The organism is Pseudoxanthomonas sp. 97-1-1, assembly GCF_057773125.1.
In genome coordinates, this window is the sequence record NZ_JBYMTJ010000001.1 from 394,907 (window position 1) to 415,847 (window position 20,941).

The following is a 20,941-nucleotide window of genomic DNA, read 5'->3' on the forward strand; positions in this document are numbered from 1 at the left end:
CGCTTGCTCTAGCATGTAGCGATGCCGAATACCGTCTTCACGCTGACGCCGTCGTTCCTGCGCACCCTGTGCAACCTGCGCTGGGTGGCCATCGTGGGCCAGGCGGTGACGGTGCTGGTGGCGCTGGGCCTGCTGGACATCGACCTGCCGCGCTGGCCCCTGTGGGCCGGCATCGGGGCGCTGGCGCTGTTCAACGTCTACGCCACCTGGCGCAGCCGCCGTCCCGGCCAAGAGACGCCGGCCGAGGCCTTCGCGCACATGCTGGTGGACGTGGCCGTGCTGTCCTGGCTCGTCGCCTGGAGCGGCGGCATCGGCAATCCCTTCAGTTCGATGTTCCTGCTGCTGATCGCGGTGTCCGCACTGGCGCTGCCATTGCGCTGGGTGCTGGCTACCGGCGTGGCCTGCCTGCTGGGCTACATCCTGACCGCCGTGTTCGGCCGGCCGCTGCCGCACCTGCATGGCGACAACTTCAACGTGCACCTGTGGGGGATGGCGGTGAACTTCGTGTTGTCGGCCGGCGTGGTGCTGTATTTCTCCACCCGACTGGTCGCCGCGCTGCGCCTGCGCGAGCAGGAACTGGCCCGCCTGCGCGAACGCTTCGCACGCAACGAGGGCATCGTCGCCCTTGCCACGCACGCCGCCGCCGTGGCGCATGAACTCAATACCCCGCTGGCGACGATGACGCTGCTGACCGAGGACATCCGCGAGCACGCAAGCGAACCCGACATCCGCGAGGACGCGGGCACCATGCGCCAGCTGATCGACCTGTGCCGCGACCGCGTACGCGCGCTCGCCGCCTCGGCCGACATGGGCGTGCGCCAGCGCGTCGACCTGGACGAGGTGGTGCAGCGCTGGCAACTGGTCCGGCCGACGATCGAACTGCAGCGAACCGGCGCACTGCCGCCGTGGCTGGCGACCGACGCGTCCACCGGCCACCTGCTGCAGGCACTGCTCAACAATGCGGCGGACGCCAGCCGCCAGGCCGGGTCGCAGCGCGTGGACCTGGACCTGCGCTGCGAAGGCGATGAGCTGGTCGGCACCGTGCGCGATTACGGCAACGGTTTCCACGAAGCGCTGCCATTCCAGTCCGAGCAACTCTTCCGCACCAGCAAGCCCGAAGGCATGGGCGTGGGCCTGGCCCTGTCGCATGCCACCATCGAGCGGCTCGGCGGGCGCATGACCATGCGCGCCGTGCCGCCCAAAGGCGTGCAGGTGCAGTTCCGCCTGCCCGTGGCGGGCAATGACGAGACATCCCCATGAGAGACATCCGATGAAAGGCCTGCTGGTCGACGACGACGAACTCTACGCGCGCACGCTGCAGCGCAGCCTGGCGCGCAAGGGCATCGAGACCGAGATCGCACTGGACGCCGCCAGTGCGCTGGCGCGCGCGCGCGAGTGCCTGCCCGATTTCGCCCTGGTCGACCTCAAGCTGGGCAGCGATTCCGGCCTGGCCCTGATCGAACCGCTGCGCGCGTTGCGCGCCGACATGCAGATCCTGCTGGTCACCGGGTATGCGAGCGTGGCCACTGCCGTGGAATCCATCAAGCGTGGCGCCGACGACTACCTGCCGAAACCGGCGACGGTGCCGACCATCCTGCGTGCGTTGGGGCTGGAAGCCCCTGCCGCAGCGGAAGACAGCAGCGCGACCGACGACACCATGACCCCGCTCAGCCGGTTGGAGTGGGAACACATCCAGCAGGCGCTGGCCGAAACCGAAGGCAACATCTCCGCCGCTGCGCGCCTGCTGGGCATGCATCGCCGTTCGCTGCAGCGCAAGCTGGCAAAGCGGCCGGGGCCGGAGCGGCGCTGGATCGACGAGTAGTCGTCAGCGCGGCGGGTCGCGGTCCGGCTCGATCGCCGCGCCAGCGCCCATGCCCGCACCGGCACCCAGGCCGGCCGCGCCCATCCCGGCACCACCGCCCTGCCGCCCCTCGCCTTTCGCGCCCTCGCCCTTGCCTTTCGAGGCGGCCGGTCGCGCCGGGCCTTGTCGCGGAATCGACAGCGAAGACGGGACCGGCTCCAGGTCGAGCACGCTGCGGATGAAGTCGCGCAGGGACACCACCAGCGCATCGGTGTGGATGGGCCGTCCCGCCGCGAGATCATGGGCGGCCTGCGCGGCCAGACGCACCTGCTCATCGGTGCCCAGCAGGATGATGTCCGACAACGCGGCTTCCACCGCGTCGCGGATGCGCCGGGGCCGGTCGCTGCCTTCGTCGACCCCGTCGGCGCCGGTTTCGCGCGCCTGCACGCGCAGGTCGCGCAGGTGGCGCGGGTCGACCTCCAGCGCGCCGGTGAACGAGCCGCCCAGCACCTTGTAGGCCGCGATCAGCGTGCGCAGGCGCTCGTTGATCTGGCGGTTCTCGCGCGCACGCCGCTCCTGCACTGTCTGCATGACCAACAGCCGGATGCCAACGCCGATCACCGTGATCAGCGCCAACCCCGCCAGCGTTGTCAGCAGGCCCTGCCACGAACTGAAGTCGAGACCGCGCATGCGCTGTGCCTCCCGTGCAACCGGACGCCACCTTACCGAAAACCGTACCCGTCGCCGTGATGACGCTCGAGATCAGAATGTCCTGCGCAGCACAACTTCCCAACTGCGCGGATCGCCGAGGTACGCCATCGTGCCGCCCAGCGCGTACACCACGTAGGTGCGGTCGCCGAGATTGCGGCCGCGCACGGTCAGCTCGGTGGTGTCGTTCCATCTGAAGCCCACGTGCGCGCCCCATGTCGCGTATCCGGCGGTGGACAGCGTGTTGGCGGCGTTCGCGTAGCGGGACGAGACGCCGCGCACGTCCACGCCCGCCGACCAGCGCGGGCCGACGCGGTAATCCACCCACAGGTTGCCGACGCGCGAGGGCGTGTTGGTCGGCCGGCGGCCGGCGCGCGATACCGGAACGCCGCCGACGTTCTCGTAGAAGTCGTCCAGCGTGGCGTCCACCCAGGCCAGGTTGCCTTCGATGTTCAGCGATGCCTGCGGACGCCAGCCGAAACTTGCCTCGATGCCGCGCGCCGACTGCCGGCCCACCGGCACCGTCTGGCCCGGATTGGCGGGATCGGTGATCGCGAGATTGCGGCGCACGATGCGATACGCGGCCAGCGTGGCGAAACTGCGTCCGTCCCGCGTCTGCAGTTTCGTTCCGATTTCGCCCTGCCTTCCCGTGGTCAGGTCGAAGTCCCGCAGGGTGGCGAAATTGGCGGTGCTGAGGATGCCGGCCGGCGGATCGGCCGCCGTGCTGTATTGCATGTAGACGTTCGCCTGCGGCGCGATGGTCCAGTTCAGTGCCACACGCCCGGTCGTGGGCGTGTACTCGCGTTCGAAGCGCGCGGGATTCGTGGCGCTGACCGCACGATGATTGACCACGTCCAGCGCGATGCGGTCGTGGCGCAGACCGGTCAGCAGCGACAGCAACGGGGTCAATTCGGTCAGGTTTTCCACGTACACCGCCTGCGTGTGCAGCCGGTTGGTGCGGTCGGGCGTGTAGACGATCGCCGTCCCGGGTACGTCGAGGAAGCGGCCCGGCGTCACCGCGTCGAGCGGCACGGTATCCACCGTGGCCGACAGCGACAGCGGAAAGCGCGTCTGCCGGTTGTAGCTGATGTCCAGGCCGGTGGCCCATTGCGTGGGCAGGCCGAACAAGGCGCCCTCGTGGCTCCACTCCAGCCGGTTGCCATGGACCTGCTGGTCGTGACGCTGCAGCAACGTGCCGGAACGGATGACGCCCTCGTTGCCGGCGGTCAGGCGGTAGCTTTCGACGTTGCGGTAATCGCGCAGCGCGTCGTAGTGATAGATGGTGTTGCGCACGGTGTCGCGCTCACCCGGTGTCCATTCCAGCAGCGAGCGCGCCCACAGCACGTCCTGTCCGTAGTAGCCGTCGGCGACGTTGTAGTTGCGCCCGACCGTTGCCGGCAGCACCGACAGGCGGCCGGTCGCTGGCTGGCGCACGGGCGTGCCCCAGTAGGGACGATGGTTGTCCTCCTGCTGGTATTCCACCGCAAGCGTGTGGCGAAGCGTGGGTGCCAGCTGCACCAGCCAGGACGCCGCCATCGCCGATGCTTCGCGCACCTGGCCATCGATCCCGCTTTCCGCGTCGCGCGCGCTGGCATCCAGCCGGACCGCCTGCAGGGCGTCGTTGCCGCCGACGCGCAGGTTGGCACCCATCGCCAGCGTGCCGTCGCGGAAAGACCCCCACGATGCCTGCATGGCTGCTTCATCGCGGTCCAGCCGCGCCAGCCGGGTGACGTAGTTGATCGTGCCACCGACTGCGCCGGCACCGTACAGGAAGCTCGACGGACCACCGATCGCCTCCACCCGCTCGTACTGCCACGCATCCACGGGACGCGCCGCGATGCTGGCGTACTGCACATCGATGCCGTTGAACAGCTGGGTGATCTGGCTGCCGGAAAAGCCGCGATACGTCACCGCATTGCCGTTGCCCGGCGGCGAGGCGACCGTCAACCCGGGGATGCCCGACAGCGCTTCCTGGGTAGTACGCACGCCGCGTGCGTCGAGTGTTTCGCGGTCGATCACCGTGATCGACGCCGGTGTCTGCATGACGCTCAACGCCAGGCGCGTGCCGGCGCCGGCGGCCTTGTCGAGTTGCGCCGCGTGGCCCTTGACCTCGACGGCATCGAGCTGGGTGGCACGGGAACCATCGGGCAACGTGATGCGCTCGGCGGCATGTACAACGACCGGAAACGACAGGGCCGCCACGACGGCCACGGACAGGCGCGACGCACGCAGCGCCGCGCAGGAAGACAGGGACATGGAAACTCCAAAGCACAAGGACGCGGCGCACGGGCCGCACGATCAACGGGAGGTCTTGTGGTTCAGAGCAGGACGGGCGGCCCTTGTCCGCCCAGGCCGCGCAGGCGCAGGCGCCTGACGGATGGAAGCGTCAGCGCGCTTGCAGCGATGTCCCCCGGCAGACGGGGAAACAGCAGCGCGAGACAGAGCAGCAGCAACGGCAGCGCAGCGGCCAGCGTGCAATAGGCGCAATCGGCTCCCACCGACATGCCGGCGGGCGATGGCGCCTTGCCAAGCGGCGATTTTGCAATCGGAGATTCGGTGCGCGTGTCGACCCACTTGATGCCATCGGTGGTGCACAGCTCGGTCCAGCCGGCCAGCACCTGCGATCCGGTCACGCTCACCCACCGCGTCACCGACGGCGCAAACGCCATCAGCAACGCGGCCAGTAAGGCCAGCTGCAGCATCGGTCGGAGCAAGGCGTGCGAGCGGATCACGCCGTGATTTTAAGCGTTGCCCGCCATGCGGATCAGATGCGACGGAATGTCGCACCCGTTGCCATCAGCGGAACCGCACGCGTGCAGCCTGCAGGCCGGGCGCCTCGCCGGCCACATCGGTCCACGCAAGCCATGCCGCATCGTCGCTCCATTGCAGACGCGGAATGCCACTGGCCCTTCCGCGCGTGGACAGCGTGGCGACATCGACGCGCTGCGTCTGGCGCCATGCGCCGTCGTAGCGGCCCAGCACGAGGGTCTGGCGTTCGTCCGGCGCCTGTTCCAGCCAGCTCACCAGCAGGTGATCGTCGCCGCGCGCCAATCCCAGGCGTCCCAGCACCTGCGTGCCCTTCGCCAGCGTGACCGGCGCGGCGAACGTGTCGCCCGCATCGTCGGAACGTGCGGCCCGCAGCTCCGGCTGTCCGTCCGCTTCCGTGTACCAGGCGACCCAGACCGTGGCGCCGTCGGCGACGACCACCGGTCCGTTGACCGGGCAGCCGGCGATCATCCAGCCATCCGCATGCACGTCGCGCGGCGGCGTCCAGCGGTCGCCATCGAAGCGGACAACGCGGGTATCGCGGATCTCGCCTTCACCGCGTCCCCGGTAGACCACCACCACGCCGCGGTCGGTCATCGCCGACGCGGTGGTGCAGCAGTCGCAGGTGGACGCATCCAGCGGCCATTCCGCGCGCTGCGTCGCATCCGCGCCATACAACGCCGCGCGCAGCATCATCGGGGCACCGCCGCCATGATGGCCGTCGTCGTGGTGCGCGTGCACACCGGCAGCCGCCTTCTGCCGGCTGTCCAGCCAGGCGATGCCCAACCGGTCGCGCGCCTGCGGCCAGAAGGTCACGAAGCCATGATCGCCGGGCGTGCCGGCGGGATGCACCCGCTGCGGCGCGCTCCAGGTGGCGCCACCGTCGCCGGAGCGCACCAGGTCGATGCCGTAGTCCATCCGCGACGGCCCTGTGCTGCGCAACCAGTGTGCCCATAGCGAACCATCCTGCAAGGCGTAGACGTGCGGCGTGTCGGCCCAGTTGACGAACCACTTCGTGCCTTCGGCGATGGTGCGCGGCGCTTCCCAGTCGGCGACCTGCGCGGGACGGCGGCTGAAGCGCAGGCGATGCCCGGTCTCGCCCACCGGCTCCAGCCAGCTCAGCAGCAGGGACCCGTCGGGCGTGGAGACGAGGTCGGGCTGCGCGGCACCGGCGGGTGACGGCAGGCTCACCCGCTCCACGACGGGCGACGACGCGACGGCATCGGGCGAAGGCACGCCCGCAGGCGAACATGCCGCCAGCACGGCAAGCAGCATCGGCACCACGCAACGGGACCAGCGGGACACGGGCATGCGGACGATTCCGGTCATCGGGATCGCGCCATTCCACCACGGAACGCGCCCGGCGGACTGCGACCGCCTGTCGCAGGCGTTCGCGGCGCCTGTCCTCGCCACCGTTTATCCTTGTCGCATGACCGACACCGCCCGCGACATCCTCACGCCCACCCAGCTCAACACGCTGGCGCGCGACCTGCTGGAAGGCGCTTTTCCGCTGGTGTGGGTGGAAGGCGAGCTGGGCAACGTCACCCGCCCTGCCTCGGGCCATCTGTACTTCACCCTGAAGGATGCGCGTGCGCAGGTGCGCTGCGCGATGTTCAAGCCCAAGAGCCAGTGGCTGAAGTTCGCGCCGCGCGAGGGCCTGCGCGTGCTCGCGCGCGGGCGGCTGACGCTGTACGAAGCGCGCGGCGACTACCAGCTGGTGATCGACAGCCTGGAGGAAGCCGGCGAAGGCGCACTGCGGCGCGCGTTCGAGGAACTGAAGGCCCGGCTTGCCGCGGAAGGTCTGTTCGACGATGTACGCAAGCGTCCCCTGCCCGCCCACGTGCGGCGCCTCGCCGTGCTCACCTCGCCCACCGGCGCGGCCGTGCGCGATGTGCTCAGCGTGCTGCAGCGGCGCTTCCCCTTGCTGGAGGTGGACGTGCTGCCGGTGCAGGTGCAGGGAGAAACGGCGGCCGCGCAGATCGTCGACATGCTGCAGCGCGCGGCGCGCAGCGGCCGTTACGACGTGCTGCTGGTGACCCGTGGCGGTGGCTCGCTGGAAGACCTCTGGGCGTTCAACGACGAGCGCCTGGCGCGCACCATCGCCGCCTCGCCGGTGCCCGTGATCTCCGCCATCGGCCACGAGACCGACTTCACCCTCGCCGATTTCGCCGCCGATCTGCGCGCGCCGACCCCGTCGGTCGCGGCGGAGCTGCTGGTGCCGGACCGGCGCGATCTGCTGACGCGCGTACACGCGCTGCAGCGCCGGCTCGCCACCACCCAGACGCACAGGCTGCGCAACGCCATGCAGCGCGCCGACCGTGCCGCGCTGCGTCTCAATGCGCTGCGTCCGCAGGCGCGGTTGGAAATGCTCCGACGCCGGCAGGAGGACGCCGCCCGCCGCCTGCATGCCCTGTGGCGAGACCAGCAGGCGCGTCGCGCTGCCGCGGTCCGTCACGCGGCCGCGGTCCTGCGTGCCCGTGCACCGCAGCGCCGACTGGAACAGGTGCGCGCGCGCCTGCTCGCCCTCGCCCCGCGCCCCCAGGCCGCTGTCGCGCGCACGTTGCAACGCGAGGCACTGCGCCTGCGTGGTCTGGCCCGTTCACTGGAAGCCATCAGCCCGCTCGCGACTGTCGCCCGTGGTTATGCGCTGGTGACGAAGGAAGATGGCACGCTGGTGCGTTCGGTGACGCAGGTGCGTCCCGGCGACAGGGTCGATGCACGACTGGGCGATGGAACACTGAAACTCAGGGCGGAATGAGCCCGCCATCGCTCGCATCGCGCTGTGCGCCTTCGCCGACGTCCATGAGACAACCTCCGGATACGGCAGTGGCAAGACCGGCACAACGGCGCTCGCCCTTCCGCTGTCCCCCGCACGTACCCATCACCAGGAGCAATAGATGATCACCCGCGAACAACTTGTCGAAATGTTCGACAACATGGCCAGGGAAACGCCATGGGATCTCAGCAAGCCGATGGTATGGGGCTACTTCTTCACCCACGGCACGCGGCCGGCGCTGGAAGCCGTGGTCCCCTTGCTGCAGGAACAGGGGTACCGCGTGATCGCGCTGTACCTGGAAGACAAGGACAATCGCAAGGATCCCGACCTCTGGTGGCTGCACGTCGAGAAGACCGAGATCCACACACCCGACAGCCTGGATCAGCGCAACCAGGCGCTGTACCGCTTCGCCGCCGAGCATGGTCTGGATGCCTATGACGGCATGGATGTCGGCGTGATCGAGTAGCCGCACCGGCCGGTGACGCGCCGGGTGGCAATGCGCTCAACCCCACTCGCACGCCCCGTGCGTTCGACTCCCTGTCCCACACACGGAGTCACGCCATGTCGCACCGTCTGACCGTCACCCTGCTGGCCGTCGCTGTCCTGGCCGCCTGCCAATCCCGCCCTCCTGCACACCCCGCATCCGACGCGGAGGTCGCTCCCTCCGACGCCTACGCGGCGGCGGAGGCTGCCGCTGATGCCGCCAGTACCGAGGCCCTGCGGCGCGAGCGGTCCACGCTGGACAGCATCGTTGTGACGGGCCAGCGCCTGGAGGCCCGGCAGGCGAAAGCAGCAGCTCCGATCCATGCCCATGCGCCACCACCGCCACCCGCGCCGGCGACGGTCGCGTATCGCAGCGCAAACCTGGTGGGCGGCATGGCCCCGCCGCCACAGGCGCAACCTGCCAACACCGAGAAGTATGCCGAGCGCGACGACAACCCTGTGCGCCGGACGCTGGATGAACCTGTCTCCACCTTCTCCGTGGATGTGGACACCGGCAGCTACAGCAACGTGCGCCGCATGCTGCGCGAAGGTCAGCGCCCGCCTGCCGACGCCGTGCGTGCGGAGGAATTCATCAACTATTTCCGCTACGGTCATGCCGCACCCAGCGACCGCAGCCGTCCCTTCAACGTGACCACCGAGATCGCCCCGGCACCCTGGAACGCGAAGCGCCAGGTGCTGATGGTGGGCATCAAGGGCTACGACGTGCCGAAGGCCACCTTGCCGCCGGCCAATCTGGTGTTCCTGCTCGACACCTCCGGCTCGATGGAGTCGCCGGACAAACTGCCGCTGCTGAAGCAGTCCTTCGCCCAGCTGGTCCCGCAGTTGCGCAGGCAGGACCGCGTCAGCATCGTGGTGTACGCCGGATCGGCCGGCCTGGTGCTGCCGCCCACGCCGGGCGACCGGCACGACGAGATCCTTGCCTCGCTGGACCGCCTGCAGGCCGGCGGCAGCACCAACGGCGGCGACGGCATACGGCTGGCATATGCGATGGCGAAGCAGGCCTATATCAAGGACGGCGTGAACCGCGTCATCCTGGCGACCGATGGCGACTTCAACGTGGGCACGGTCAGCCAGGATGCCCTGGAGACCATGGTCGCCGACCAGCGCAAGTCCGGCATCGCGCTGACCACGCTTGGCTTCGGCACCGGCAACTACAACGATGCGATGGCCGAACGCCTGGCCGATGTCGGCGACGGCAACCATGCCTACATCGACACGCTGCAGGAAGGCCGCAAGGTGCTGGTGGATGAAATGCAATCCACCCTGCTGACCATCGCCCGCGACGTGAAGATCCAGGTGGAATTCAACCCCGCCGTCGTCTCGGAATATCGTCTGATCGGCTACGAGAACCGCGTGCTCGCCAACGAGGACTTCGCCAACGACAAGGTGGATGCCGGCGACATCGGCGCGGGCCACGAAGTCACGGCGCTGTACGAGATCACACCGGTCGACAGCGGTGCCGAGCGCCTGCCCGCGCTGCGTTACGGCGGCAAGCAGGTCGCCGTCGGTGCCTCCACCAACGAGGTCGCGCATGTGCGCCTGCGGTACAAGCTGCCGGGCCAGGACAGCAGCCGCCTGATCGAGACGCCGATCGCAAGCACGTCGCTGACCACCCAGCCGAGCAATGCCTTCCGCTTCGCCAGCGCGGTAGCAGCCTACGCCGATCTGCTGCGTGGAGGACAGCGTATCGATGGCTGGAGCTGGAACGACGTGGCGCGCACCGCGCGCGGCGCGACGGGCCCCGACCCGCATGGCCTGAAAGCGGAATTCGTGGGGATGATCGACCAGGCGCATCGGCTGGTGGCCGTGCAGGACGACGCACCCGCCATTGCGGGCGACTGAATGCATGAAACCGGGGCCGAAAGATCGGCTCCGGCCCCTGTCCGTACTCCCGAAGCGGGCCTCGCCATGAAGCGCCTCACTCTGTTGCTGTCGTGCCTGCTGCTGGCTCCCGTGCCTGCGTTCGCTGACAGCTGTGGCGTCCGCATCGTCGTGGTGAACCACCGTGCCGATGCGGTCGCCGTATCGCTGAAGAGCTTCTATGCGGACCACGCGCTGGCCGCTCCGTCGCCCCGGGACTTCGACGCTCCCCTCTACGGCACCACCGTCCCTCCCTACGTCTCATCGCTGCAGCAGATCGAGGTCCCGGCGCATGGCGCCGCCAGCGTGGCCTTCAGGCGACTCTGTGTCGGTGACTTCTGGGTGAACTGGCGGGAGGTATCCACCGACGGGAAAGTCCTTTCGTCGGGCCAGATGCAGCCGAGAGACAACGAACCCATCCACATCCGCTAACGCGGCGTGTGCAGCGAACCTCAGGACTCAGGCGACGTCGGCCGCCACCGCCTCCATCTGCGCTGCCGGCCGTCCCAGCAGGTAGCCCTGGCCGAGCAGGCAGCCCAATTCGATCAACGACTGGCGCTGCTCTTCGGTTTCAACACCCTCGGCAATGGTCTCGATGCCCAGCGTACCTGCCAGCGCCAGGATCGCGCGCACCAGCGCCAGGCTTTCCGGCCGGGCTTCGCTGCCCAGCCCGGAGACGAAACTGCGGTCGATCTTGAGTACCGAGATCGGGAAGCGGTGCAGATACGACAACGCGGAGAAGCCGGTGCCGAAGTCATCGAGTTGCGCCAGGATGCCGTGTTGCCGCAGCGTGCGCAGGATGCGCAACGTGCGTGGCGCATCATCCAGCAGCGCCACCTCGGTGATCTCCAGCCGCAACCGCGCGGGATCCGCGCCGTGCGCCTCGAACATCGCCAGCAGCCGGTCGCCGAAATCGGGCGAACGGAAATGCCGCGGCGACACGTTGACCGAGATGTAGCCCTCCACGCCACGCGAAATCTGGCGCACCACCTGCTCGTACAGCAGCCAGTCGACCTGTTCGATCAGCCCGCTGTCCTCGCCCAGCCCGATGAACTCCGCCGGCAGCAGCAGCCCGCGCCGTTCGTGCTGCCAGCGCAGCAGCGCCTCATGCCCGATCACGCGCCCGTCGTCCATGCGGCGGATGGGCTGGTAGAACGGCAGAAAGTCGCGATGGTTGATCGCGCGGCGCAGGTCGGCCTCCAGGTCCAGGCTCTGCATCGCCGCCTCGCGCATGGCCTCGTCGAACATGGCGCAACGGTCGCGCCCCTGTTCCTTGGCACGGTACATCGCAGCGTCGGCATCGCGCAGCAATTCCTCGCCGTTCCGGTAACGCGGGTGCCAGATGGCGATGCCCAGGCTGGCGGAGGGAAACAGCTCGCGCCCCGCCACCCACATCGGCCGCCCCAGCAACGCCAACAGGCGCTGGGCAAAGTCGCGCACGTTCTCCACGCCGTCCGCGTACTCGACCAGCAATGCAAATTCGTCGCCACCGAGGCGCGAGACCACATCATCGTCGCGCACGCTCATGATGATGCGGCGCGCGACTTCCACCAGCAGTTCATCGCCGGCCGCGTGCCCCATGCTGTCGTTGACCAGCTTGAACCGGTCCAGGTCGAGGAACAGCACCGCGAAGGCCTGGCCATCGCCATGGCGCGCGCGTTCGATGGCGGCCGACAGCCTATCCAGCAGGTGTGGGCGGTTGGGCAGTCCGGTAAGGGCGTCGTGCGTCGCCTGGTACGTCAGCTGCTGTTCGGCGCGCAGGCGCTCGCCGATCTGCGCACGCAACTGGTGGTTCGCTTCGGCGAGCTCGCGAGTGCGCTCGTCGACCCTGCGCTCCAGTTCCGCGTGCGCGCTGCGCAGGCGCTCCTGCGCGCGCTGCCTGTCCAGGCCGTTGCCGATGTGGTGCGCGACGAAGGTCAACAGGTTCTGGTCGTGCGACGTGAACTTCACTTCTTCGGTGTAGCTCTGCACCACCACCGTGCCGACCACGTCTTCGCCGCGGAACAGCGGCACGCCGAGCCAGCTGTAGGCGGGTGGGCCGTGCTGCAGGAGCTTGCCCTGCTCCGCCAGTTGGCCGATCACCTCGCGGTCGGCCAGCAGCGGCCGCCCGGTGGCGATGACGTACTCGGTCAACCCGTTGGTCAAGCGCCGCGACTTGCGCATCGGGTCGCGCTCGTCGATCGAATACGGGAAGCCCAGTTGCTCGCCATCGTCCGAAATGAGCGCGATGTAGAAATTGCGCGCGTTGATCAGCTCATCCACCACCACGTGCACATCGGCGTAGAAACGCTCCAGGCTTTCCGAGGTGATGGCCAGGTCGGTGATGCGGAACAATGCGCGCTGCAGTTTCTCCGCGCGCTTGCGCTCCATGATCTCGGCCTGCAGCTCGCGGTTGGCGCGCTGCAGTTCGTGCGTACGCACCGCCACGCGGTGTTCCAGTTCCACGTGCGCGTGCTTGCGGTCCAGCGCGGTCAGGATGTGCTGCGCCACATAGCCCAGCAGCGCGCGATCCTCGTCGGCATAACTCGCCGGCGCGTCGTAGCTCTGCACGACGATGGCGCCGCAGACCCGGTCGTCCCGGCGCATCGGCACACCCAGCCAGTCCAGGCTGTCCGGGCCATGCGAGGGATCGCGCATCACGCCCAGCTTCTGCCGGATGACGGCCGACGGCCCGCGCAGCGGCTGGCCGTGACGCAACAGCGCGAAGGTCATGCTGTTGGCCATTTCCTCTTCGCCGAATTCGCGCTCGGGTTCGGCGACATAGGGATCGCGCTGGTCGGCGAAGTACAGGAAGCGGACCGAGCGGCGCTGGTCGTCGTACAGTACGATGTAGCAGTTCTCGGCATACATCAGCGAGTTCACCACCGCGTGGATGCGGCGGAGCATCTCCGGCATCTCGAGGTCGGCACCGGCCAGGTCGGCGATCTCGTAGAGCGCCTGCTGCAACCGCTTGGATTTTTCCAGCGAAACGATGCGCGCCTGCGCGCGCGCGGCATCCAGCGATGTCACCAGCAGCGTGCGGGCCAGCGCCAGCCAGGCATCCTCCTCGGGCGGGGCCAGCGGGTGCGGCAATGCCAGTGCCAGCGCAACGCGCGCAGTGCCATCGGCGTTGTCCCACGCATATGTGCGCTGCGCGGGGCCATCGTGCTCCACCTGCGCTTCGGCCAGCGCATGCTCGGCGCGGCGCTTCAGCGCACCGGATGCCGCCGGCGTGGCACCGCTGTCGTTGCCCAGCGCCCAGTCGCGCCAGCTGATCGCGAGTTCAGCACCGGCCGGCAGCAGCCCACGCAGGATCGACGCAATCCGGTCCGCCGGCGAGGCGTCTGCGCTGGCCGGGTTGTCGGCGCTGATCGATGGCGTAGGCATGCCCTTGTCCCGAACGAGTCGGTGCGTGGTGTCTGGAGGTCCCCCGCAGCGAGCATACCGCCTGAGACCCCCTGAACGGAAACGGCCAAGGCAACCCCTTCAAGGGCCGTCGCGCGTTTGAAAACGTGTGCCCCGTCCCGCTCCCCTTGTCGCCTTGACCCACCCGACCACGATCCCCGACGGGCGTCGATCACTGAACGTGTCGGCGCCACGACCACGCCCCGACTTCACGGGCGTGCGTGGACGGCTTACGCTGGTGTCGGTGAACGACCTCGCAGAACCCGCCGACGAGACCCTGATGCTGGCCTACGCCGCCGGCGACGCGTCGGCCTTCGAACAGCTCTACGCGCGCCACCGTGGGCCGTTGTACCGGTTCCTGTTGCGCCACCTGCGCGACCCGGCGCTGGCCGACGAGTTCTTCCAGGACACCTGGCAGCGCGTGATCAGCGCGCGCGAGGGCTGGAAGCCGGAGGCGGCATTCGGGACATGGCTGTACCGGATCGCGCACAATCGGCTGAACGACCATTGGCGCGCATCGAAACACCGACCCGCCACGCCCGTGGACGCGGACGAGCGGACCGCGCGCGTTCCCGACCATGACACGCCGGAGCGCCAGCTCTCCGAGTTCGAGCAGCGACGGCAGCTGCAACTGGCCATGAACGAATTGCCGCCGGAACAGCGCGAAGTCGTGCTGCTCCGGCTGGAGCAGGAACTGACCCTGGAGGAGATCGGCGAGATCACCGGCGTGGGCCGGGAAACCGTGAAATCGCGCCTGCGCTATGCGATGGACCGGTTGCGGACGAGATTGAACCCATGAAGATGCCCCACGAGCCCCTGACGCCTGAAGAACGCGCGCTGGCGCAGTCGCTGTCCCGCTTGGGACCGCACGGTGCGCCGTCGCCGGAGCTGGATGCGCGCATCCTGGGCGCCGCGCGGGCGGCTGTGCAGGACACGCCGTCCCGGGGCGGCGCGGCGCCGCCAACCCGCCGACGCTGGCCACTCGGCATGGGGGTGGCGGCATCGGTACTGCTGGCCGCCGGCATTGCCTGGCAGCTTCGCCCCAGCCACGACGTCCCGGTGGCCAGCGAAGCCCCGGCACAGACACAGCGCTCGGCCCAGCTGATCGGCGAGGACGCCGATGTCGCCGCCGCGGATGCCGCCGCGCCCGCCGTCGAATCGCTCGCTCCTCCGCCCGCGATCGTGGCGACGGAACCTGCCGCCCCGGCAAAGGCCATGCGGCCTCCTCCGCCATCCGCCGTCATCGAGCGCGACGTCGCGCCGTCCGGGCCCGCGCGCAAGAATGCGGAAGCCGCCGCACGACAGGAGGCCGCACCGAAGCGCAGCCCCCTTGCACTGATTCCCGCCGTTCCCGGCCTGCCTTCAGCCGAGGAGGCATCGTCGCGCGAACAACCGGTGGCACCCCAGGCCTTCCCGGCTGAAACGGATGCGTATGCACCACCGGCCGCGATGGCGGCCGACGTACCGGAAGCCATCGCGCGTGCGCAGACACAACAGCGTTCCGCCGCCCAGCCCTCACAGGAACAGCGCGCCCGTTACGAGGAAGGGCGCAAGCAGGCCGCCGCCAATGAAGGGCGCACCCTCGACACGATCGCCGTCACCGGCAGCCGCATAAGCACGCGGGAACGCCAGGGACGTATGCAGGACGCAGCGCCCGCACCGGCAGCACCGCCCCCGCCCCCGCCCGCTCCGGCCGCCAGTGCCGGCAGCGTCCAGCCCAGTGCCGCACGCACCGCCCTTCGGCGGACAGACCTGCAGGTCCCGGTCGATGCTGACACACGGCTGCCCCCGGACGAGTGGCTTGACCGCATCCGCCTGCGCCGTGACCTGGGCGACAACGCCAACGCGCTGCGCAGCCTGCAGCTGTTCGTACAGGAGCACCCGTTCCAGCGCGTCCCGGACGACCTGCGCCCGCTGCTCGGCACGCCGTGAGCGACACCATCGCCGCGCGCGCCTCGCAGTTGCTGGAGGTGAAGCACAGCCGTTTCCTCGCACAGGCCACCTCCGTCGCCGATGCCGACGGGGCGCTCGCCTTCCTGCGCGAAGTCGGCGATCCCGCCGCGACACACAACTGCTGGGCCTACCGGATCGGCGGCGAATATCGCTCCAGTGATGACGGTGAGCCTGCGGGCACGGCGGGCCGACCGATCCTGGCCGCCATCGATGGCCAGGGTTTCGACCGGGTGATGGTGGTGGTGACCCGCTGGTACGGCGGCATCAAGCTGGGCGCGGGCGGGCTGGTGCGGGCCTATGGCGGCGCGGCGGCGGAGTGCCTGCGCACCGCCCCGCGGCAGCCGCTGGTGGTCACCACGCACCTGGTGCTCGCCTGCCTGTTCGACGACCTGGGTGCGGTGCATGCCGCGCTTGCACCGCATCTGGCGACCAAACTGCAGGAATCGTTCGATGAAAACGGCGCGCTGCTGACGCTGGAACTCCCGGTGGATCGCGCGAACGCCTTGAAAAACCATCTGCGCGACGCCACCCGTAACCGGGTGCGCGTGGTATCCACGGCAGCGTGAATCCGGCGGCAGGTGCCTGCGGGAGGGGCTTCAGCCGCGACCCGGGACGACACATTCCGGTCGCGGCTGAAGCCCCTCCCACAACCACTTCGATTCCGGATGCCGATGAACGACAACGCCACCACCGCGGACAGCGCTGCAGCTCCCAAGCCCAAGGCCAAGCTGGGCACCCTGCGCGCCCTGTGGCCCTTCGTGCGCCAGCACGGCGGACTGTTCACCGCGTGGCTGCTGGCGCTGGCACTGGCGTCTGCGGCGACGCTGAGCCTGCCGGTCGCATTCCGGCAGATGATCGACAACGGCTTCACCGACGGCGCGAACATCAATCGCGCGTTCCTGTTCCTGTTCGTGGTGGCGGTCGTGCTGGCGCTGGCCAGCGCGGCGCGCTTCTACTTCGTGTCCCTGCTGGGCGAAAAGGTCGTCGCGGACCTGCGCGGCCAGCTGTACGGGCACCTGATCGGACTGGATGCCGAATTCCACGACCGCAGCCGCAGCGGCGAACTCGTATCGCGACTGTCCGCCGACAGCGAACTGCTGCGCACCGTGGTGGCTACCAGCATGTCGGTGGCGCTGCGCAGCAGCGTCACCGTGATCGGCAGCCTGGCGATGCTGTTCGTCACCAGCCCCCGACTGGCGGCCTTCGCGCTGATCGGCATCCCCCTGGCGGTGCTGCCCATCGTGCTGGGTGCCCGCCGACTGGAGAAAGCGTCGCGCGCCAGCCAGGACCGCGTGGCCGATGCCAACACGCTGGCCAGCGAAACCCTGGGCGCCGTCCGCACCGTGCAGGCGCACGCACGCGAACCCTACGAACGCGGCCGCTTCGGTGCCGCCATCGCGACCGCCGTGGAAACCGCCCGCAAGCGCATCCGCGCGCAGGCATGGGTGACCGCAGCGGCCATCACCCTGATCTTCGGCGCAATCACGCTGGTGCTCTGGTCGGGCGCGCATGACGTGATCGACGGCACGATGAGCGCGGGCACGCTGGGCCAGTTCGTGCTGTACGCGCTGATCGGCGGCGGATCGGTCGGTGCACTGGCCGAGGTATGGAACGAACTGCAACGCGCGGCCGGTGGCATGGGCCGCATCGCGGAGCTGCTGGGCGAAACCCCTGTCATCCAGGCGCCGACACAACCACGCACGTTGCCGCAGCCGGTCAAAGGCGAGATCCGCTTCGACAACGTCTCGTTCCACTACCCGTCGCGCCCCGACCTTCCCGCGCTGGACGGCTTCGACCTCGCCGTCGAGCCCGGCGAAACCGTCGCCCTGGTCGGACCGTCCGGCGCAGGCAAGAGCACCGTGTTCTCGATGTTGCTGCGCTTCCACGATGCCCAGACCGGCAGCGTGCGCGTCGATGGCGTGGACCTGCGGGAGCTGGATCCTTCCGCCCTGCGAGAACACATCGCGCTGGTGCCACAGCAGCCCACCATCTTCGCGGCCAGTGCTGCGGAGAACATCCGCTACGGCAAGCTGGATGCCACCGATGCCGAGCTGCAGGCGGCGGCCGAGGCGGCGGAGGCGGACGACTTCCTGCGCGAGTTGCCGGAAGGTTTCGACAGCCAGCTCGGCGAGCGTGGCGCACGCCTGTCGGGTGGCCAGCAGCAGCGCATCGCCATCGCCCGGGCGCTGCTGAAGGATGCGCCCATCCTGCTGCTGGACGAAGCCACCAGCGCGCTCGACGCACAGAGCGAGCGCGCGGTGCAGCAGGCACTGGAACGGCTGATGGAGGGCCGTACCACCCTGGTCATCGCGCATCGGCTGGCGACCGTGTTGAAGGCCGACCGCATCGTGGTGATGGACCGTGGCCGCATCATCGCGCAGGGCACGCATACGGAACTGCTGGCGCAGGACGGCCTGTACGCCGAGCTTGCGCGACTGCAGTTCCTGGACTGATCCTGCCGCGGGTGCGTCGGCCGTCCGAGGGCAGCTTGCACTACGATGCGAGAGGCCAGGACCGGAGCCCATGCATGATCCAGGAATCGCTTCCGCCTTTGCCGCGTTGGCTTGGACACCACGCTGATCTTGCTGACCGGCGCACGGGTCGTCACGGTGGAACGCCGCGAAGGCGCTGATGCCACAGGAAGCCGGGCGATGTCGCGCCAGGCACTACAGGCGGAGGAAGCCGCTCATCGTGGCGAGTCCGGTACGGATGCGTTGGCTAGCGAAGTACGCCTGCTGCGCCGTTAGTTGCAGGACAGCGACCTGGTCGACGAGGTCTTCGAGAATCCCCGGTTCCAGTGGCTGGGCCTGCCGGGTACGGGCCTGATCGCCGCTTCGTTCTTTGCCGAATGGCGGCTCAGGCGCGACATCGCGCTTGCGGCGCGCGCTGCGGCACCGCCGGACGGCGGCGCCTGGCTCTTACGCAGCGGCCTCCGCCTGGACCAGCGCCATCGCGCGTCGCGGGCGGCTGGGGAAGGCATGGCGCACGATGCGCCAGCAAACCTGCCCGAACTGCGTGAGCAGCGTGCCGGTGTTGTAGTGCTGGCCGTAGCGGGCGCAGATCGCGCGCACCTCGCGTGCCATCTCGGCGTAACGGTTGGCCGGGATATCGGGGAAGAAGTGGTGCTCGATCTGGTGGCTCAGGTTGCCCGACAGCACGTTGATCAGGAATCCGCCCCGCAGGTTGGACGAACCACGCAACTGGCGCAGGTACCAGTGACCACGCGACTCGTTCTTGATGCATTCCTTGGGGAATGTTTCCGCATTGGCGGTGAAATGCCCGCAGAAGATGATCACGTAGGTCCACACGTTGCGCAGGCCGTTGGCGACCAGGTTGCCGAGCAGTACCGGCAGGAAGAAAGGCCCGGCCAGCGCCGGATAGATCACGTAGTCCTTGGCCAGCTGGCGACCCATCTTGCGCACCACCGGGGCGGACTTGCGACGCAGCTGCTGGGTGGTCATCTTGCCGTGCCACCAGCGGCCCAGCTTGAGGTCCTGGATGGCGATGCCCCACTGGAACAGCAGCGCGAACACCACCGCGACCACCGGCTGCGCCAGGTAGAAAGGCTTCCACTTCTGCTCAGGGAAGATGCGCAGCAGGCCATAGCCGATGTCGTCGTCCATGCCACGCACGTTGGTGTACGTGTGGTGGCGGAAATTGTGCGTGTGCCGCCAGTTCTCGCTGGTGGCGACGATGTCCCAGTCGTAGGTCTTGCCGTTGAGCTGCGGGTCGCCCAGCCAGTCGTACTGGCCATGGATCACGTTGTGGCCCAGCTCCATGTTGTCGAGGATCTTGCCCAGGCCCAGCGACAGCGCACCCAGCGCCCACAGCACCCAGAACAGCCAGCCCACCGCGCTGTCGGCCAGCCAGAGGCCACCGGCGATCGCGGCGGCGAGCAACAGCACGCGGCCGGTCAGGTTGGTGTAACGCACCGCTTTGACCACGTTGCGGATATAGCGCGCATCACGCTGGCCCAGCGTCGCCACGGTACGCGCACGCAGGGCGTCCAGTTCCTCGCCAAAGCGATCCAGTTCGTCGGCGGTGAGACTGCGGTTGCGGGGGGAGGAAAGGGTCGCCATTACAGATCCAGCTCGATGTCGGTGGCGGCGCTGTGGATGCACAGCTTCAACGCCTGGGTGGGTTCATGCATCAGCGCGCCACTGGGCAGGTGGCGCGTGCTGCCGGCGGACTTGCCGCAGGCGCAGGTATTGCAGATGCCCATGCGGCAGCCGGACGGCGGCTTGAGGCCGTGCTGTTCCAGGGCCACCAGCAGGGATTCGCCACGCGGCACGCGCAGCGTGCGCCCGCTGCGTTGCAGGCGGATGTCGACCTCGCCCTCGTCCACCACCAGTACCGGCGGGGCGGTGAACGCTTCGGCCTGGAACGAGGCCACGCGCGAGGCCAGCAGGCCACGCGCGGTTTCGACGAACCCGCCCGGCCCGCAGGCGATCACCTGTTGCATGGCGGGATCGCCCGCCTGCGTGGAGAGCACCGTGTCATCGATGCGGCCTTCGGCTTCGTCGCCGGCAGAGGCGGCTTCGCGCGTGAGCAGCAACCGGAAGTGGAAGCCCGGATGGGCGGCGGCGAGCGTCCGCAGTTCGTCGAGGAAGCAGGCCTCCTCGCGCCGGCGCACCCAGTAGAGCAACGTCAGACCAACCGGCATGCCCTGCCCGGCCAGTTCACGCACCAGCGCCATGAGCGGCGTGATGCCGCTGCCGGCGGCGAGCAGCAGATAGGCGCCTGTCGGCGCTGCCGGCAGCGTCATGTCGCCGAACGCCTGCCCCAGCTCGACGATCTCGCCGATGCGGGCCGTCGAGTGCAGGTAACGGCTGACCTTGCCACCCTCGATCGCCTTCACCGTCACCGGCAGCAACCCGTCCGCCCGCGGGGGCGACGTCAGGCTGTAGCTGCGGGTAACCCGCACCCCATCGATCTCGATGCCCAGGTTCACATGCTGGCCAGCGCGATGGCCCGCCCAGTGGCGGTTCGGCTTGAACAGCAGGGTGACCGCGTCCGCGGAGGCGGATTCGCGGGCGACAAGCCGGGCCAGCGGGCGCTCCCAGGTCCAGGTGCGATGCAAGCGGGTGGCCCAGAAATCGAACACATCCGGCTTGACGAGCGGCCGGATCAGCCGTTTCAGGGGACCGGGCCGGCGGGGGGACGGACGGATCTGGGCATTCATGGCCAGC

The 20,941-nt window shown here is 68.9% G+C and carries 18 protein-coding genes; 11 read left to right on the forward strand and 7 right to left on the reverse strand.

Features of this window, described 5'->3' with window-relative positions; all coding sequences use genetic code 11:
• The first annotated feature begins 21 nt into the window (after window positions 1–21).
• Window positions 22–1,260, forward strand: a complete 1,239-nt coding sequence (locus tag AC3DET_RS01815) for an ATP-binding protein (RefSeq protein ID WP_337730076.1) — start codon at window positions 22–24, stop codon at window positions 1,258–1,260.
• A gap of 10 nt (window positions 1,261–1,270) precedes the next feature.
• Entirely contained in the window at window positions 1,271–1,822 is a 552-nt protein-coding gene (locus tag AC3DET_RS01820) for a response regulator transcription factor (RefSeq protein ID WP_337730077.1), read from the forward strand.
• A 3-nt stretch (window positions 1,823–1,825) separates the two neighbouring features.
• On the opposite strand, the gene AC3DET_RS01825 is transcribed toward AC3DET_RS01820, so the two are convergent.
• The 4 genes from AC3DET_RS01825 to AC3DET_RS01840 form a co-directional block, all read right to left on the reverse strand.
• Window positions 1,826–2,491, reverse strand: coding sequence for a hypothetical protein (locus AC3DET_RS01825; protein WP_337730078.1), 666 nt, complete (start codon window positions 2,489–2,491; stop codon window positions 1,826–1,828).
• Between the two features lie 72 nt (window positions 2,492–2,563).
• Window positions 2,564–4,765: a TonB-dependent receptor gene (locus AC3DET_RS01830; RefSeq protein WP_488390542.1), complete on the reverse strand. Its 2,202-nt coding sequence runs from the start codon at window positions 4,763–4,765 to the stop codon at window positions 2,564–2,566.
• Window positions 4,766–4,827: 62 nt separating this feature from the next.
• Window positions 4,828–5,211: a DUF2946 family protein gene (locus tag AC3DET_RS01835; protein ID WP_488390543.1), complete on the reverse strand. Its 384-nt coding sequence runs from the start codon at window positions 5,209–5,211 to the stop codon at window positions 4,828–4,830.
• A 94-nt stretch (window positions 5,212–5,305) separates the two neighbouring features.
• Window positions 5,306–6,586 carry a hypothetical protein gene (locus AC3DET_RS01840; RefSeq protein WP_488390544.1) on the reverse strand — a complete coding sequence of 427 codons (1,281 nt, stop codon included), beginning with the start codon at window positions 6,584–6,586 and terminating at the stop codon, window positions 5,306–5,308.
• A 118-nt stretch (window positions 6,587–6,704) separates the two neighbouring features.
• Between AC3DET_RS01840 and xseA the strand changes: the two genes are divergently transcribed.
• The 4 genes from xseA (at window position 6,705) to AC3DET_RS01860 (ending at window position 10,847) form a co-directional block, all read left to right on the forward strand.
• Window positions 6,705–8,033, forward strand: coding sequence for an exodeoxyribonuclease VII large subunit (gene xseA / locus AC3DET_RS01845; protein ID WP_488390545.1), 1,329 nt, complete (start codon window positions 6,705–6,707; stop codon window positions 8,031–8,033).
• A 139-nt stretch (window positions 8,034–8,172) separates the two neighbouring features.
• Complete coding sequence (locus AC3DET_RS01850) at window positions 8,173–8,517, forward strand: ribonuclease E inhibitor RraB (RefSeq protein ID WP_446537327.1); 345 nt, start codon at window positions 8,173–8,175, stop codon at window positions 8,515–8,517.
• Between the two features lie 95 nt (window positions 8,518–8,612).
• Window positions 8,613–10,397: a vWA domain-containing protein gene (locus tag AC3DET_RS01855; protein WP_488390546.1), complete on the forward strand. Its 1,785-nt coding sequence runs from the start codon at window positions 8,613–8,615 to the stop codon at window positions 10,395–10,397.
• A 66-nt stretch (window positions 10,398–10,463) separates the two neighbouring features.
• Window positions 10,464–10,847 (forward strand): hypothetical protein, encoded by a 384-nt coding sequence (locus AC3DET_RS01860; RefSeq protein ID WP_446537329.1) that lies wholly within the window; start codon window positions 10,464–10,466, stop codon window positions 10,845–10,847.
• A 27-nt stretch (window positions 10,848–10,874) separates the two neighbouring features.
• Here the strand turns inward: AC3DET_RS01860 and AC3DET_RS01865 are convergent, their stop codons facing one another.
• Complete coding sequence (locus tag AC3DET_RS01865; RefSeq protein ID WP_337730085.1) at window positions 10,875–13,781, reverse strand: bifunctional diguanylate cyclase/phosphodiesterase; 2,907 nt, start codon at window positions 13,779–13,781, stop codon at window positions 10,875–10,877.
• A 298-nt stretch (window positions 13,782–14,079) separates the two neighbouring features.
• Here AC3DET_RS01865 and AC3DET_RS01870 point away from each other — a divergent pair, with 298 nt between their 5' ends.
• The 5 genes from AC3DET_RS01870 to AC3DET_RS01890 all read left to right on the forward strand — a co-directional run bounded on the left by AC3DET_RS01870 (window position 14,080) and on the right by AC3DET_RS01890 (window position 18,499).
• On the forward strand, window positions 14,080–14,598 hold the full coding sequence (locus AC3DET_RS01870) for an RNA polymerase sigma factor (RefSeq protein ID WP_488391156.1): 519 nt from the start codon (window positions 14,080–14,082) through the stop codon (window positions 14,596–14,598).
• On the forward strand, window positions 14,595–15,731 hold the full coding sequence (locus AC3DET_RS01875) for a hypothetical protein (protein ID WP_488390547.1): 1,137 nt from the start codon (window positions 14,595–14,597) through the stop codon (window positions 15,729–15,731). The genes AC3DET_RS01870 and AC3DET_RS01875 overlap by 4 nt, the downstream gene beginning before the upstream one ends.
• Window positions 15,728–16,318 (forward strand): IMPACT family protein, encoded by a 591-nt coding sequence (locus AC3DET_RS01880; protein WP_488390548.1) that lies wholly within the window; start codon window positions 15,728–15,730, stop codon window positions 16,316–16,318. Before AC3DET_RS01875 ends, AC3DET_RS01880 begins: the two co-directional genes overlap by 4 nt.
• Before the next feature lie 105 nt (window positions 16,319–16,423).
• Window positions 16,424–18,205, forward strand: a complete 1,782-nt coding sequence (locus tag AC3DET_RS01885) for an ABC transporter transmembrane domain-containing protein (RefSeq protein WP_488390549.1) — start codon at window positions 16,424–16,426, stop codon at window positions 18,203–18,205.
• A gap of 111 nt (window positions 18,206–18,316) precedes the next feature.
• Entirely contained in the window at window positions 18,317–18,499 is a 183-nt protein-coding gene (locus AC3DET_RS01890; protein WP_488390550.1) for a hypothetical protein, read from the forward strand.
• A gap of 171 nt (window positions 18,500–18,670) precedes the next feature.
• Here AC3DET_RS01890 and AC3DET_RS01895 read toward each other — a convergent pair whose 3' ends face one another.
• Together AC3DET_RS01895 and AC3DET_RS01900 are read right to left on the reverse strand one after the other, a co-directional pair.
• Window positions 18,671–19,831, reverse strand: coding sequence for a fatty acid desaturase family protein (locus tag AC3DET_RS01895; RefSeq protein ID WP_337730090.1), 1,161 nt, complete (start codon window positions 19,829–19,831; stop codon window positions 18,671–18,673).
• Window positions 19,831–20,934: a ferredoxin reductase gene (locus tag AC3DET_RS01900; RefSeq protein WP_488390551.1), complete on the reverse strand. Its 1,104-nt coding sequence runs from the start codon at window positions 20,932–20,934 to the stop codon at window positions 19,831–19,833. Before AC3DET_RS01900 ends, AC3DET_RS01895 begins: the two co-directional genes overlap by 1 nt.
• Between the last annotated feature and the right edge of the window lie 7 nt (window positions 20,935–20,941).